Source organism: Bartonella sp. AU15XJBT, from assembly GCF_028618615.1.
GTDB lineage: Bacteria > Pseudomonadota > Alphaproteobacteria > Rhizobiales > Rhizobiaceae > Bartonella.
The window spans coordinates 13,257-29,926 of record NZ_JAQITG010000019.1 but is presented as its reverse complement, the minus strand read 5'-3'; the positions used below and the strand labels follow the sequence as shown (position 1 = coordinate 29,926).

Here is a 16,670-nt window from a genome sequence, read left to right as displayed (position 1 = left end):
TTGTTGTTGTAGATGACTGTTAGGATCTATTTCGTTGAGAGATGTATTTTTAATCTTGAAAAAAAAGTTGCATAAAAATTGGGGGGGGGGGGAGGCAAAGTCTAAATATTTTATGAGTAAACAATGTAAGTGAACTTTATAGAAAATTCTTTACAGAATAACTCGTGTCTTATCCTATTATACTGTACAACACCGTTGTTTAGAGCAGTAATAGGGGAAAATCTATTATACATTAGGTATTTTTAGAATGAGTGCTAGGTGAAGTATTCAGGGCAGGAGCCCATAGAGCCTTATGTAGGTGAACCATATAAGTGGTTAGCAGCATCTCCCTTAACACGTCAGATTTTTCTACAAACCGGTGCTGGGAGGAATCCTCTTCTTTTGAAGTGTGGGGAGAAGATTAAGAAGAAAAAGGGTAACACTTTAGTTACCCTTTTTTGAGCTGTTTTGTATAGATTTTATTTGTTCTTTGGAGCAATTTTTTTTCTTATAAACATAAAATACATTATGCCTAAGAAGATAAACCAAAAGATACTGTATTTTAAAGCTATTAGGGTATCGTGTTCTAATGTTAACAAATAGAGCATGAAAGCAAAAAACACTAACACAATCCCGCACATAATGACACCTCCCGGCATTTTGTAGACGGATTCAGCATGTAGATGAGGGTGATTGCGACGATACACAATATAGCTAATCAAAATGACGGACCATACGAATAAAAATGCAATAGCTGAAATACTTGTCACAATTGTAAAAGCACTTATGATGCTTGGAGATGATGATGCAATTGTATATCCTACTAAAATACATAGGCAGGAAAAGAACAGAGCATTGGCTGGAACATGGTATTTGGAAAGCTTCCCTAAAATTGGAGGAGCGCCTTTTTGTGTTGCAAGACCGTATATCATACGGCTGGTGGAAAAAATACCACTATTTGCTGAAGAGGCCGCTGAAGTGAGAACAACAAAATTGACCAAACCAGCAGCTATTGGAATGCCAGCAAGCCAAAACATGGAGACAAAGGGGCTTTTATCTGGAACTATTTGATCCCAAGGTGTAACTGACATAATCACAGCAAGAGAAAAGATGTAAAAGAGTACAATACGCACCGGTATTGCATTAATTGCTTTAGGGAGAACTTTTTTAGGTTCTTTGACTTCAGCTGCTGTTGTTCCAGCAATTTCAATCCCAACAAAAGAAAAAATGGCAATTTGAAATCCGGCAAAAAAACCTGTAATTCCTCGGGGAAATATATCTCCACCATTCCATACGTGACTGAGAGAAGCGACAGTACCATTTGGAGAGGTAAAGCCTGTAGTGATCATATAAAATCCAACAATAACTAATGCTAAAATTGCTACGACTTTGATAAGACCAAACCAGAATTCAAGTTCACCAAAAAATTTTACGGCAAGGAGATTAAGGATTAAAAAGAAACCAATGCAAGCAAAAACAACAATCCATGGATTAAGTGTTGGCCACCAGAAATGCATATAGTTAATGATTGCAATAATATCTGCAGCTCCAGTCACAACCCAGCTTAACCAATAGTTCCAGCCAACAAAAAAAGCAATTCCTGGCCCTAGCATATCGGTTGAAAAATCAATAAGAGATCGATATTGGGAATTAGAAAGCAATAATTCACCCATTGCACGCATGACAAAGTATAGGGCACATCCAATAACAGCATAAACGAGTATGATGGAAGGGCCGGCTACACTAATCGTTTTTCCTGATCCCATGAAGAGCCCTGTTCCAATAGCCCCACCGAGGGCTATAAGTTGTACGTGACGGTTATCTAGACCACGTTGTAGTTTTTTCTGAGGATCATCTTTTAAATTTTGTTTACAGTTCATTTTTTGGGGGTTCCCTTTAATTATTTTGAGATTAAATTACACTCAAAGAGATATTATTCGTATCGAAGCATGATATAAATGAGGTGTAAAGGAAAAAAACATTTTTTATGGTTTTGTGTGGATAACGACAAGAACATGGTTTTGAAAAAAGAGAATATATTCCTCTTAAATAGCATAACAGATATTTGCATAGGGAGTTTATTTGTTATGAATAACAAATAAATAGCTCATGAAGAGGTTTTGATAGAGCGCCCTTTAAAATTATTTCAGAAAGTTGTTAGGTGTTTTTATAACTTTATGAAATTTATCGTTTATAATCAATATGTTGTTATTCATAATAGAGAGAGTTTTAATTTTTTGCTCAAGTAGCATTAGAGAGTTGGCATCTTAAGTGTAGGGAAAATTCTTTAATGATAAAAAATTTAAATGATTTCTAAAATCATTTTATTTGTTTTTATGATGCTATCATAAGTAAAAAAGAGGGCCTTTTTCACAAAGGAAAAGAGGGACGCTTTAGCTTTTTTCTTCTAAAGTGGTGAATAAGAACTTCATTTAGATATTGATAAAACGTTGCGATAAATTCTATTGTTTACACAAAAGTTCTTGAGACTACAATAAAAAAGCAACGTTATTCAGTTTTACAGAGAAAATAAGAAAGAATTGGGGATTGTCTCAGCTTTGTGAGAGGTTAGACTCTTCAGAAGTGAGAGGCAGCGTCATGAAAAGATTACTCTGTTAGCTTTACGACCTCTTATCAAAAGAGGAAATGTTATCCAAAGAAAATGAAAAAAGAAAATAGCGATAAAACTGTTCCTGTTGCTATATTAATACATCCTTTTATTTTTTTCTTTTTTAGAGTGGCGCTTGCAAATGATATAAAAATGGTCATTAAAGTAAACCATGCAAAGATATTGAAGGAATGTATTGTTACAAGTTCAAAGCCTTTTTATGCTACTGCCAGAAGCTAAGAATTTTGGAAAGGCTGCTATGTAAAATATTGATACTTTGGGATTTAGTATTTGTGTTAAAAAATCATCCATATAGCTGGTGAAGAGCTTTGTTTTACCGACAATGCTTTTTTCATTCGTTGATATTTTTTCTTTTGAATTTAAGCTGTGTATTCCAGATTTAATCGATTTAAAGCCCATATATAATAAATAGCAGCCTCCCATGAGTTTTACTAAAAGGAAGAGCGTTTTGTTGTTGAGAATGAGTGCTGATACACCTAATATGGAAAATGCTCCATGCGCATATGTTGCTGTACACAACCCTAAGACGTTCGTAAATGCGTTCTTTTTCCCCAATCTCGTTGCATTATCGATGATAAGGGCCATGTTTGGTCCCGGTGAGATGACTAAAAAAAATGAAACAATGAAAAAGGTCAGTATTTGATGACTCATTTTACTTTTAGCTCTGAGATTAATTGATCTTCAAGATAGAGTTCTATTCTGTCAAATTTAGAGAGTTTTCCTACGCCCTGTGGAGTGCCGGTGTATATGATATCACCACGCCTTAGCTGAATGTAGTGACTTAAAAATGATATTATTTTCTCAAAGCTAAAGATCATATTTTTCGTATTGCCAACTTGCCTTATCTCGCTATTCAACTTCATTGTAAAGGTTATTGGGGCATTCATTTTTTCTTTGTTTATGAAGTCAGAGACGTATGCGGCTCCTTTAAAACCTTTAGATAAAAGCCAAGGAAGTTTTTTTTCTTTTAATTTTTTTTGCAAATCTCTTGCGGTTAGATCAAGACCTATTGCTACGGCATCATAACATTCTTTAGCTTTACTCTCATTGACCATAAAAATGTCCTTTGAGATTCTGAGCACAATTTCAGTTTCAAAATGGATTTCTTTGGAAAAATCAGGAAGATCAATTTGGTTTCCTAACACAAGTGAACTATTTGGCTTGCTAAATATAACAGGTTCATCTTCAACAACATTCCCCATTTCATGAACATGTTCAACATAATTGAGTCCGACACAGTAAATATTATTAATCATAGGAAAACTCCAAGTTTTTCTTTTCCTTTTATATAGAAAAGGTATCACTAGGGAAACAATGTTTTTTCTCATATCGATATGTGAGCTTTGTAAAAAAATATGCATTATGTGGATTAATAACCAATTTTGATGATAAACAGACAGCATTGTCTCTCCAAGCTTTAATGAGAGGGTGGCTATTGGGTGGTTCTATGGGGAGAATATCAGGGAATGCGTGTAACTTAGGATTTTCGCTTAGATGCTTTCTAAGCAATAAAAATCGCTGAGGATTTTATCCTTTGTGGCGTTCACTAAGATAGCTTTTTTCTTACTTTTTTGAGGAATTCTGAATTAATCATTCCCATATGTTTTGTTGGTAAGAGGGCAGTGGAGTGATACCATATCAGATTATCCTAGACGTGCATTCCTATCTTTTAAAAGTTTTGAAGTTGAGTGATTGAGTGATCAATGTATGGGTCATAGACAAGAATTTTGAATCCAGAAGGACTTAACGCTCTAGCGTTGCTTTTCCTATTTTCCCGAACTCAGCCAACTCGATGGTTTTATGCTTTGGACGTAATATTTTAAGATTGTTTTCTTGCCATATTTTTTGCTAAATCATTATGTCTGGATACTTGCCAGCATCCTTCCAAAATCATTGTTAATGCAGTATCAGCTACTTCATCTATACAATAAGAAGGGTTGTTAGCAAATTCAACACCGTGCTTTCTTAGCTCTTCGTAATCTAATTGCTCAAAACGGATACCAAATCGTCCTGCTATTTTTTTACATTTATGCAATTCCTTGGTTGTTTTCTCTGTTATTTTTGCATGCCAGATCAATAAGACATCAATTTTCCAGAATTTCATCATGAATGTTGTCTTCATGTAAAAAGTTGAAGAAATAAAATTAAGCGCCTAAGTCAGTCAGCGGTTTTTCAAATTCACTTATTTCAGTTATTCTATCGATTATAGTTCATCGTAGTTTTTCTCTATAATAGATAATCATTAAGAAAAATCTTTTTACTCACCTGATGAATCAAAAGAATTAGCTTTTTTCTGGTAACACAAGTGGAGAAATAAGGATTTTAGATATGTTTCGGCGTTCCATTTCAATCACTTTAAAGCGTAAACCGTCTGTTTCAAAACTTTCCCCCTCATTCGGCAAATGACCAAACTGCCAAAGCATAAAGCCTGCCAGAGTCGTATAACGGTCTGCCTCATCAACAAGATTTCGTCCAAGATAACCACTTAAACGGCGGATATCAGCATATCCCTCTACAAGAAGACTGCCATTTTCAAGTTGTTCTGCAATCATGAGCTCTTCATCGTCATCAGGAAAGTCTCCTGCAATAGCTTCAAGAATATCGGTTGGTGTTGCAATCCCTTCAAAAGATCCGTGCTCATCAACAATAATTGCAAGCTGAATCGAAGAATGACGTAATTGCTCCATCAATCGTAAAACACTTGTGTTTTCATGAACAACAAGGGGTTCTCGCATAGCTTTTTTCCAATTAATCTTTTTACCCTCTGCCAAGTTTAAAAGAAGATCTTTTGTCAATGCAACGCCAACAAATTCATCCACTTTTTCACGCGCAAGAATTAAGCGGCTATGTTTAACCTTTTGTAATTCTTCACGCATTTCATTTTCATCAGCATTTAAATCTAACCACTCAATCTCATTGCGCGGCGACATAATAGAGCGAACAGGACGATCAGCTAAATCGAGAACACCACGAATCATCTCCTTTTCTTCTGGTCTAAACAATTCAGAAGCTGCGGCTTGTTCAGCAATGACATCTACAGTTTCAGCAAGATGATTATCTTTACTTCCCCCTCCTAAGAGTCTTAAAACAGCATCAGCTGTTTTACTGCGTAGATCATTCGTTGTAATCATCTTTTCTCGGTTACGACGTCCAATTTGATTAAACGCTTCAATGAGAACAGAAAAACCAATAGCAGCATACAAATATCCTTTTGGAATATGAAAACCAAACCCTTCAACAATGAGTGTAAAACCAATCATCATCAAAAAACCAAGACAAAGGATCACAATGGTGGGATGACGATTAATAAAACGCATAAGAGAGCCAGAGCCACACATCATTACTCCCATAGCAGTAATGACTGCGAGATACATAACTGCTGCCTGCTCTTTTGCAATCATACCGGTTGCGGTAATAATACTATCGAGTGAAAAAACAGCATCTAGTACCACAACTTGAACAATTACTTGCCAAAAAACAGCATAAGCAACGCCTGTTTTTCTTTCATGCGATACCCCTTCTAACCTTTCATGCAATTCTAATGTTCCTTTTGCCAGCAAAAAGGCTCCACCACCAATTAAAATAAAGCTATGCCAACTAAAGACAAAAGAAGAAAGTGAAAGAATGACCGTATCAAGTCTCATAACCCATCCAATAACTGTAAGAAGGAAAAGCCGCATGATTAATGCTAAAGTAAGACCTATCAAGCGTGCACGGTCACGCAAATGCAGGGGTAATTTTTCAGCTAAAATTGCAATAAAAATAAGGTTATCTATTCCTAAAACAATTTCGAGAAAAACCAACGTGACCAAACCAAACCATGCATGGGGATCAGTGATCCATTCCATCATTTCTCACCTTTTAAAAGCTTAAAAGCGCGCGATCGACAAAAAAATCATGGGCTTTTATTCGTATATTGGATCATGAATATTGAATGTAAAAAACTTACATTCAAAGGGAAAAACAGAAAAATATTGCTTAAACGCATATGATTATTGATAAAACAAAACGATGCCCCATTCCGATAAAAACGACAAGAAGGCTCTTCTAAATTTTGCTCGGGCATTATGCTCGATAATCCTCCAACGATAGATTCTGTATAACAACCAGAACATGTATTTATAGAACCTTATAATGGGTTTATTTTTATATAAGATCAAGTGGTGAATATCATATTTTAAACCCTACAGACAATGAGGTTATATAAAAAACAACAAAATATCTAGACATCTATCCTTAGGAGCGTTATAGAAACGCTCATTCTCATCTTTTGGGAAGCTTATGGGTGATTAGCTCAGTCGGTAGAGCAGCTGACTCTTAATCAGCGGGTCGTGGGTTCGATCCCCTCATCACCCACCATTTATTTTGTACATAAATAATTTATTGATTGCGTAAAATTTTTTAAGATATAAGAGGCTAAATGAAATTGGGGGGGGGAGCAAGCTTACGCCACCACACACTTTGCGAACCTCCAATGTTATCCCGACAAGCTCTTGGCACTTGAGATTCTTCATAAGAGGCATTTTTAGTCCTTTCTTATACAGTTCCACTCCATATGGCTCTTCCCGCTTATAACGTGCAAGCGAATGGTTCTGATTGATTCAACGTGGGAGAGATTTGAAATGAGAGAATCTTACGGTATTCAATGCTTTAATTCCAGTTGAATAACGATAAATTATTATTTATAAATCAATATATTGTATGTTATAGAAACGATTATTTTCTACACGGATAGTTGCTTTCAAGTTTATGGGCGTTATTTTGAAGTAAAATAGACAAATATTACTCTGTTTCTACTTAGAGTAAGCTATTTATAAAGGGGGTATTTCAAGCATAAAGGTAAAAAAGATAAATACAAATGATAGTTTTATTAATTGCATATATGCAATTGAACTTCAGCATAAATATAACTTATACGTATACAAAAAAGAAGCCATTGATAGCCTTTATATTTATTTAGGTGGTGTTTTGGGGGCTCTTTTCCAATATTGTTGCGCTTCAAAAATGGCGACCACAAATAATGAAATGATGAGTGGTATGATCAAATAAAGTATTCTAAAGACAATAAGTGCTGCGATAACATCGGTTGGATTTACATCGGGCATACCGGTTATGAAGAGCGCTTCAAGAACACCTACTCCTCCTGCTGGAGCATTGGAGAGAAGCGTTATTGTAAAAGATGCTAGAAAAACACCAAGAACGGAAATAAAATGAATATCTGCATTGTAGGGGAGAACAGCATAGATAATTCCTGCTGCTCCTAAAAGTTCTAGGGGGCTAATGAGGAGCTGTTGAATGACAATTTTTAGTCGTGGATAGGAAAGTTGAATTTTCTTGCCCAAGCGTAAGGGTTTCAATTGAAGCCAACTACCAAACGTATAAAGTGCTACGCAACTGAGTAAAATTGCTCCAACTGTTGTTCCAAGCCATTCAGGAAGCTCTTCATGAATGAGGGTGATAATTTCGGGTTGCAGAACCAAAACGATCCCCAACAGTAAGATTGTGCCGATGACAAAAGTAAAAGAGCAAAAACCCACTAATATGGCGATTTCTGTTCCGTTTAATCCTTTCATTTTATAGGCGCGATAACGCACGACGGCACCAGAAAAAACTGAAGCACCGATATTGTGTGAAAGAGCGTAAGTTGTAAATGAACAGATAGCGATAAAAATCCAAGAAATTTTATGGCCTAGATGTTGCAAGGCAATGCGATCATATCCAGCAAGAGCAGCATAAGCAAGGAGAGAACATAAACAGGCTAATAACCAGTGTTGTGCATTTAAATTGCTCAAACGTTCCAATACGTCACCAAACGAAATGGCAGAGAGCTTTATATAAAGAATCCGAATAGATATCAGCATTGCTAAGATACCAATTAAGGGCCATATAAATTGCTTTATTTTCACGCTTCTTTATCCATTTTATGTTTTCTATAAATTTTCATGATTATGCATATTCTTTACAGACCTTTGCTCTGCGATATGCTCTATAATGCCATTGGCAATTTCTTCATCATCCGTTACTACAACATCAGCACCTAAATCAATGAGATAAGCTGTTTCTGTGTCGGATAATGCATGTGTGATTATCTGGATATCCTTCTTCATATCACGTATATTCACGATACATTCTCCTACTTCAATGGTACTTCGCATTGTAATAACAACTTTATGTGCATTATTTATATTGGCTGCGTTCATGATTTCTTGTTGAATGATATTGCCGCAAATAGCCTCAAAGCCATCTGAAATTGCTTTATCAGCGAGGCGTTTTGATTCTTCCACAATTATTATAGGTTTATCTCTATTTCTTAAAGATAATGCAACACACTTACCAATACGACTATAGCCAATAATGACGATATGGTTGTTTTTTAAGGTCATTGGTAAAAAATCTTGGTCAGGATCTTGTGGATTAATGTCAATAATTGTTTGGGTATTTTGTGAAGAGACAGAAAATTTTTCTAGACGTTTTTTAATTTTATTACAGGCAATGAAAACAAGAGGATTGAGCAAAATAGAAAAAATTGCTCCTCCAAGAATTAAATCATGAGCGTCATTGTTTAAAAGTCCTAAGCTTAGACTTAAACCAGCAAGGATAAAGGAAAATTCTCCGATTTGGGCAAGGCTTGCAGCAATTGTCAAAGCTGTTGCATTAGAATAGCGAAAAGCTTTAACGATGAAAAAAGCAACAGCAGATTTTCCAATGACGATAATGAATAAGGTTGCTAAGAGAGGAAAAAAATGAGTCAAAAGTTTTTCTGGATCAAATAACATGCCGACAGAAACAAAAAAGAGAACAGAAAAAGCATCGCGCAGTGGTAAGGATTCTTCAGCAGCACGGTGACTTAACTCTGATTCGCTCATGACCATACCGGCAAAAAAAGCACCAAGAGAAAGAGAAACACCAAATAAATGAGCAGCTCCGAAAGCTACGCCTAGGGCAATAGCAAAGACGCTAAGACGGAATAATTCACGTGATCCCGATTGTGCGCTCATTTTTAAGAGCCATGGGATAACGCGTCGCCCAATGACAAGCATTAGTGCGATAAATATAATTACTTTCAAGATGGTGAGACCAAAAACGCCCCAAATACTTAAATCCAACCATTGAACGAGAGGATCCAATGTTTCTTTATTGGTACTGTTAAGGGTGCTTGCCAAGGATGGGATGAGAACAAGGATAAGGACCATTGCTAAATCCTCAATAATCAACCATCCAACGGCAATGCGCCCTTTTTCTGTTTCAATAAGATGACGCTCTTGCAAGGCACGTAACAGGATAACAGTACTTGCTATGGATAAAGCAAGACCGAAGATCAAACTCCCGCTAAGGCCCCATCCCATAATCAGACCAAGGCATAAGCCTAGAAGAGTAGAAAATGCCATCTGTGCAATAGCAGCAGGAACAGCAATCGCTTTGACAGATAAAAGATCTTTTAAGGAAAAGTGTAGCCCAACACCAAACATGAGCAAAATAATACCAATTTCAGCAAGTTGATTGATAATAACGGAATCTATTTTAAATCCGCCTGTATTGGGCCCCACGATGACACCAGCTAACAAGTAGCCCACAAGGGGTGAAATTCGCAAACGGCTAGCAATCATTCCTAAGAGAAATGCTAAACATAAACCGGCAACAATGGTTGTAATAAGTGGTGTGTCGTGGAGCATGGATTATTTTCTATTCTTGATTAAAAAGCGAAGGAATGAAGATGCCTCTTATTTCTTTGAGACGGGAGGAATGATGTATCATATGCATTAAAGAACATTTTCATTTCGCTTTAGTATTTACACGACTATTTCGTTCACGCCACCAATTTCCTAGCAGGAGTAAAATAGGAGCGGCAATAAAGATAGAGGATGATGTTGCAATAATAATCCCAAAGACCATGGGCAATGCAAAATTATGAACGGCACTTCCACCCCATATCGCCATGGGGAGCATAGCAAGAATTGTTGTGGCTGATGTAAAAAAGCAACGGACAAGAACCTGATTAATTGATAGATCAATTAGTTCGCGCAATGGCATTTTTTTATAAAGACGCATATTTTCGCGCATTCTATCATAGACCACAACCTTATCATTTATAGAATATCCAACAATTGTTAAGAGTGCAGCGATGGCTGTTAAATTAAAATCAAATTGAAATAAAGCAAAAAAGCCAATCATTTTTGTGGTGTCTAGAATGAGTGTGACAATGGCTCCAATAGCAAAGAACCACTCAAAGCGTAACCATATATAGAGAGTCATGGCAATTGCCGCGAGAATAACAGCCGTAAACGCAGCTGTGGCAAGTTCGCCTGAAATTTTGGGGCCAACAACTTCTATTTGATCAAATGTGGTATCGGGATAGATATTTTGTACAGCTGTTTTGACTTTATCAATGGCTATGGTTTGTTGTGCTTCGCTCCCACTTTGTTTCTGTATGCGAATGAGTATGGTGTTTTCTTTATCGATATTTTGCAGGGTAATTTCACCAATATTAAGGGTAGAAAGCTTGGAACGCAGGGTTGCTAGGTTTGCTGGTACTTTCGTAGTAATACTCATTTGGCTGCCGCCAATAAAATCAATTCCGAAATTCAAGCCAGGCTTAAAAAAGAGAAAAACTGAAGCTATGGATAAAATAATTGAGATGCCAATACCAATGAATCGCGCTTTCATAAAGTGGAAAGTTGTATTTTGAGGGATAATGTTGAAAGCAGAATGAATATGCAATTTTTTTATTTTCCATTTACGAACAATCCAAATCATGATGATGCGTACAATGGTGATATTGGTGAACATAGAGATGATAATACCAAGCAACATTGTGACGGCAAAACCACGAACCGGACCGGTGCCAAACCAAAATAGTAAAACAGTCGCTATAATTGCCGTAACATTTGCATCAACAATGGTTGCAAAAGCCTGTTTAAATCCACGATCTAGGGCAGCAAAAGCACTCACACCTTTTCGACTTTCTTCACGGATACGTTCATTGATGAGAATATTCGCATCAACGGCAATCCCGATACCTAAGATAATACCAGCAATACCAGGCAGGGTTAGCGTTGCACCGAGGAGACTGAGGGCTGCAAATGTTAAAATCGTGTGGAGCGCTAGTGCTATATTGGCAATGAGCCCCCAAATCCGGTAGAGAAGAAAAATAAAAATTGCAACAAGCATAAAACCGATTATGCCGGTATAAAGTCCCATTTGAATGGCATCAGCACCAAGATTTGGTCCTACCGTTCTCTCTTCAATGACCGTGAGTGGGGCGGGGAGGGAACCAGCGCGAAGCAGAGCAGCCAGAGTTGAGGCTTCTTTTGGGTCAAAGTTTCCTGTAATTTGACCTTGTCCATTGGGAATAACACTATTGATGGTAGGAGCGGTTAAAACCTTATTATCCAGAACAATAGCAAAAGGACGGTTAATATTTTGTCGTGTTATATCGGCAAATATTTTTGCACCAGCGGAATCTAGTGTAAATGAAATAATAGAACGTCCTGGCATTTGCGGGTCGAAACCAGCGCGGGCGTCTTTAAGGACATTTCCATCTAAGGCAATTTGATCATAAATCGCATAATGTTGTGTTTCATCCGTATATCCAGGAAGGATAGAAACACCTATAGGGGGATTATTGGGGTCCACATTAGAAGGAACAAGATGAAAACTCATCTTAGCGGTCGTGCCTAAAAGATCTCGCAGTTGTTTTGGATCTTGTAAGCCAGGCAATTGGACCATAATACGATCATTTCCAACCTTTTGGATCGCTGGTTCTGAAACACCAACTTGATCGATACGGCGACGGATGATTTCTAAGCTTTGTTCAATAGCGTTGCTTACACGGTCTTTTATACCAGCTTCCGTTAATGTAACGCGAAGAGTTTCATTTTGAGCACTGATCATGATATTATGTTCTGTCGTGCCAAAGCTACTGCGTATGGGGGTTATTAATGTTTTTAAAGCAGAGAGTGCTTTTTCAGTTTGTGATGGATCAGAAATAAGGGCAACAACGCTATCTTCAACGATACGTACACTTGAGGTACGGATTTGTTTTTCGCGCAATGTATTGCGCACGTTGCTTAAAACGATGTGTAATTGATCGCGTTTTAACGTTTTGCTATCAACCTCGAGCAGGAGAGAAGAGCCTCCTTGAAGATCAAGACCAAGGGCTACACGGGTGTCGGGTAAGAATTTCGAATTTTTAACTTGTTCGTGTGAAAATAAATTGGGTAAGGCAATATAAATGCTGCTTAAAAGGATACAGCAATAAAGGGTAGTTAACCAACCAGGTGTACGCATGATATATTCCGCTAATAGGCAATCTAACTGTGATTCAAAGTTAAAAGCACAAATAAGATAAGATGATCGTTTTATAATTCAAGGAAAAGGATTAAGTGTGTTCATTGGGAGGAGCCCGTTTATTTGAGAAATATTGCATTTTGACGTTACGAAGTCGTGCGTCAATAGCTGGAATTTTTATTAAAAAGAAATCCAATGTTAGGATTTTTTGAAAGGTCCTCATAAAAATAGATTCTACATGGAGTGTTACACGCTTTTGGGTGTCAGTTGTGGTAACATTCAATTGATCATGCTTGCTTTGTAAATCAAATCTATTCGTAATAATATTCCTAATGATGTTACTGGTGTGTGATTGTTTGATTAAATCAGCAAGCGTTCCTAGGTTACTCGTCAAAAATACACCCAAACTGGATAGAAAAATCCAAGTCATCAAAGGGAGCAAATTTTCTTTTTTGCAATAGGGGTACAAAAAAAGCATGCGAGAGGTGCCTTCTTTAATCTTATTAAATTCAACTTACGATTATTCTTCTCTCTTATTATCAGTATTATAGGATAAGGGAAAGCTTTTATAAGATTATTCTACAAAAGTTGAAAATATCTGCCTTGTACTATATTTAAAAAAGGGTGGTATAGAATCCTTTTTGTGCACATAAGGTAGATATGTATTCATTTTGTAGAAAAAACACCCATATACTTTTCCTTCTTTTGGGGATTATCTTTGTTTTTAATTCTGGTGCATGGGGAAATAGGGAGGCACAAAATACAATTGTCGAACAAACAATAGCTTCTTATTCAGTTGATGAAATTATTCAACAACAACAGCTGATTATTGAGAATCTTGAAGAAAATACTGAAACTTTAAAAAGAGATTTTGACAGAAAATCAGAAGATGAGCGTGCTTTGGAAGAACTGCGCTTACGTGCACAAGATATCAGTGAACGTGCTATTAAGGCAGCATTTGTTTTGCGTTCACCTCTTAATGAGATTAATGCACTTCTTGATCAATTAACCGAGCTCCATCATGACGTAAAAAAACTGAAAAGCTCAGTGAAGGAATACGCTTACTTGATAGAGCAAAAGGCTAAAATTAATAGTATGATGCTTCGGTTTGAAGCAATTTTTTTGGCGACAAATAGAATAGCTGAACTTTCTATTTCTCAATCTCGTGAGCTTTTTAAACGCACACTGACAGATAGGGTTGAGTTTTCGATCCCGATGATTAAACATCTTGTCCAGAAAACAAAAGAGGCTTCATCAGATTTTCTTTTGCTGTTGAGCTCGTGGTGGAATTTTATATTTTATTTCAAGCCATTACAATTTTTTCTTTGCTTTTTGATTCCACTTTTTAGCATTTTGGGACTTTCATATTTTTCTCGCAAGATTCTTGTCCATGTGTATTGCCATTTTACCAAGTCTAACGAGGAGATATCTTATTTACAACGCTTATTGATTGCCTTTATTTCAGTTCTCTTACCTTCGCTTATCTGTGTTCTTTGCGTTTATCTTGTGTTGTTTTTGTTTCGTCATTTTAATTTAGATCCAGGTAAGCTTACGACTGTTTTTGATATGATCGGTTGTCAAATTATTTTAGTATTTTTAATCAATCGCTTAGCGGTTGTTCTTTTATCATCGAATATGCCCCATATCCGTCTTTTCAATGTTGCACCATCTTCTGCTTATCAATTGGTGATTTTACTTACTTCTTTAGGGGGCGTTTTGGCGTTTGATGCTGTTTTTGATAGTATTTATCAAATTATTTCAGCGCCTCTATCTTTGACAATTGCTAAAAGTTTTATTGCTGTTTTTCTTGTCGCGATATTACTGTTTATAATAGCATTTATCCCTTTGCGGTTTAGTCGTAGGCCTTTTCAGGGAGAGAAAAGAGAAGCATATTTTTTGCCATTTTATATACGCATACCTTTTATTGGCTTGGGATTATTGCTCTTTGTGTTGAATTTTTTAGGCTATGTTGGTCTCGCGCGTTTTATTATGCAGCAAATTCTGATTGGTGGGGCATTTTTAGTTCTCATGTATTTAGGCATAAAAAGTTCTCAAGCAATTGGAATTAAAGGACAATTTATGAAGACAGCGGTTGGTCATTTTTTGATGCAGCGGTTTCATTTAGAAGAAAAAACGATGAATCAATTGGGAATTGTGGTAAGCGTTTTTCTCAATTTGTTTGTTGTTGTATTTTGTGCAATGCCAATTGCTGTACAGTTTGGATTTTCCTATTCTGATTTGAAAGCAGTTTTGTGGCAATCGGTGACCGGTTTTCAGATCGGAAATATGACTCTTTCTTTGTTTTCTCTTGTAACAGGAATTATTTCTTTTTGTGTCTGTTGGTTCCTTATTCGCCGATTTATTGGTTGGCTAGATCATGTGGTGTTGGCCCATGGAGAATTCGATTCTGGTATCCGTAATTCTATCAAAACAGTGATAAGTTATGGAGGCGTTGTTGTGTCTGCTTTGACAGGATTATCAATGGCAGGTTTGGATCTTAGAAATTTTGCTCTTATTGCTGGAGGACTTTCACTTGGTATAGGTTTTGGTTTACAAAATATTGTTCAAAACTTTGTCTCTGGACTTATTATTTTAGTTGGAAGACCATTTAAAATAGGAGACTATATAGAATCCGGATCAGTAGGGGGGGTTGTTAAGCGTATTAGTGTGCGTGCAACAGAACTTGAGACGATTCAGCGTAAAACGATTATTATTCCCAATTCAAGCCTTATTAATAATAACGTTAGTAATTGGACACGACGTAATAAAGTAGGACGAATTGATATTCCAGTGACTGTATCATCCAAGGTTTCTCCAGAGCATGTTGTTGAAATTTTGTTAGAGATTGCTTCTTCGACAGAAGGCGTTTTAAAAAATCCTATCCCACAGGTGAGTTTTACGGCATTTGATCGTAAGAGCTTTTCCTTTAATTTGGCTATTTATGTGCCTAATATTATTGCATCTTCTCATGTAACCAATACTCTTCGATTTGTCTTATATAAGCGTTTTGCTGAGGAAGGAATTTTAGAATGTTGAGATATATTTATGCTTTGATTACAGTTACTCTGTTGAATATTTCTACCATAACGGCCTTTGCTGCAACAGTGAAAAATACTGATTTAAAGATACAGTCTCTCATTATTGTCGAAGGAAGTATACCTTCAAAATTTTCTTTAAATATGCATCAAACAATAACAATTTGTATGAAGGGATGCTTTATCACTTTTCCTAATAAAGACCGTTTTGTAATAAAGGCAGACGATAATATAGAGATTAGTAGGGGAAGAGCAATTTTTAAATAAAATGATTGAGGACTTTTGTTTGGAGACAAACTTTAGAAGGATAAAGGTATTGCACTTGTTAATAATCTCACCCTTTGAAAAATGCTAGGAAAAAAGGGATGATTTTAGTGTAAGATAGGTGTTATTTTATATAGATAGAATCTATAGTATTCATTTTTGATATAGAAGTATTGAGTTATATTTATAATACTTTTAATAAATATTAATTTTATAAAAATACTTACATCATTTTTAAAAAGTTTAAAAATTTATCTCATTAAAAGAGACATAAAATATTCTATTTTGTGTTTTTTGTGAGATAATTTTGATGCAAAATGTTTTATATTTACTCATTTTAAAGTATATAATAGATAATTTTATTGAATATTTGTACTTTTTAGTATTTGTTATTCTAATATTTTTAAATTTATTAAAATTTAATTGCTAAACTTCAATTTTAATGTAATGATGTATTTATGTAGTGATTGATTTAA

At 36.0% G+C, this 16,670-nt stretch carries 11 protein-coding genes and 1 tRNA gene; 4 read left to right on the top strand and 8 right to left on the bottom strand.

All coding sequences use genetic code 11. The features are described 5' to 3' along the window. Nucleotides 1-458: 458 nt before the first annotated feature. Nucleotides 459-1,859, bottom strand: coding sequence for an amino acid permease (locus PVV57_RS07735; RefSeq protein WP_273717785.1), 1,401 nt, complete (start codon nucleotides 1,857-1,859; stop codon nucleotides 459-461). Nucleotides 1,860-2,641: 782 nt separating this feature from the next. Here PVV57_RS07735 and PVV57_RS07730 point away from each other — a divergent pair. Then, complete coding sequence (locus PVV57_RS07730) at nucleotides 2,642-2,827, top strand: hypothetical protein (protein ID WP_273783756.1); 186 nt, start codon at nucleotides 2,642-2,644, stop codon at nucleotides 2,825-2,827. Here the strand turns inward: PVV57_RS07730 and PVV57_RS07725 are convergent. The 4 genes from PVV57_RS07725 to PVV57_RS07710 all read right to left on the bottom strand — a co-directional run bounded on the left by PVV57_RS07725 (nucleotide 2,795) and on the right by PVV57_RS07710 (nucleotide 6,459). Further along, nucleotides 2,795-3,193, bottom strand: a complete 399-nt coding sequence (locus PVV57_RS07725; RefSeq protein WP_273783755.1) for a LysE family translocator — start codon at nucleotides 3,191-3,193, stop codon at nucleotides 2,795-2,797. The two genes, PVV57_RS07730 and PVV57_RS07725, sit on opposite strands and share 33 nt — an antisense overlap. A 62-nt stretch (nucleotides 3,194-3,255) precedes the next feature. Further along, nucleotides 3,256-3,864 carry a fumarylacetoacetate hydrolase family protein gene (locus PVV57_RS07720; RefSeq protein WP_273717781.1) on the bottom strand — a complete coding sequence of 203 codons (609 nt, stop codon included), beginning with the start codon at nucleotides 3,862-3,864 and terminating at the stop codon, nucleotides 3,256-3,258. Nucleotides 3,865-4,427: 563 nt separating this feature from the next. Beyond that, nucleotides 4,428-4,715 (bottom strand): hypothetical protein, encoded by a 288-nt coding sequence (locus tag PVV57_RS07715; protein WP_273717779.1) that lies wholly within the window; start codon nucleotides 4,713-4,715, stop codon nucleotides 4,428-4,430. A gap of 175 nt (nucleotides 4,716-4,890) precedes the next feature. Next, on the bottom strand, nucleotides 4,891-6,459 hold the full coding sequence (locus tag PVV57_RS07710; protein ID WP_273717777.1) for a TerC family protein: 1,569 nt from the start codon (nucleotides 6,457-6,459) through the stop codon (nucleotides 4,891-4,893). Nucleotides 6,460-6,891: 432 nt separating this feature from the next. Between PVV57_RS07710 and PVV57_RS07705 the strand changes: the two genes are divergently transcribed. Beyond that, nucleotides 6,892-6,967: transfer RNA gene (locus tag PVV57_RS07705), tRNA-Lys, on the top strand. Nucleotides 6,968-7,560: 593 nt separating this feature from the next. Here PVV57_RS07705 and PVV57_RS07700 read toward each other — a convergent pair. The 3 genes from PVV57_RS07700 to secD form a co-directional block, all read right to left on the bottom strand. Next, nucleotides 7,561-8,514: a YbhN family protein gene (locus PVV57_RS07700; protein ID WP_273717775.1), complete on the bottom strand. Its 954-nt coding sequence runs from the start codon at nucleotides 8,512-8,514 to the stop codon at nucleotides 7,561-7,563. Nucleotides 8,515-8,538: 24 nt separating this feature from the next. Continuing rightward, the gene (gene ybaL, locus PVV57_RS07695) at nucleotides 8,539-10,281 is read right to left on the bottom strand and encodes a YbaL family putative K(+) efflux transporter (protein WP_273783753.1); all 1,743 of its coding nucleotides are present in this window, start codon (nucleotides 10,279-10,281) and stop codon (nucleotides 8,539-8,541) included. Nucleotides 10,282-10,381: 100 nt separating this feature from the next. Beyond that, nucleotides 10,382-12,895 (bottom strand): protein translocase subunit SecD, encoded by a 2,514-nt coding sequence (gene secD, locus PVV57_RS07690; protein ID WP_273717773.1) that lies wholly within the window; start codon nucleotides 12,893-12,895, stop codon nucleotides 10,382-10,384. A 660-nt stretch (nucleotides 12,896-13,555) separates the two neighbouring features. Here secD and PVV57_RS07685 point away from each other — a divergent pair. Next, the gene (locus PVV57_RS07685; protein ID WP_273783752.1) at nucleotides 13,556-15,931 is read left to right on the top strand and encodes a mechanosensitive ion channel domain-containing protein; all 2,376 of its coding nucleotides are present in this window, start codon (nucleotides 13,556-13,558) and stop codon (nucleotides 15,929-15,931) included. Then, the gene (locus PVV57_RS07680) at nucleotides 15,925-16,197 is read left to right on the top strand and encodes a hypothetical protein (RefSeq protein ID WP_273717771.1); all 273 of its coding nucleotides are present in this window, start codon (nucleotides 15,925-15,927) and stop codon (nucleotides 16,195-16,197) included. Before PVV57_RS07685 ends, PVV57_RS07680 begins: the two co-directional genes overlap by 7 nt. Nucleotides 16,198-16,670 lie beyond the last annotated feature (473 nt).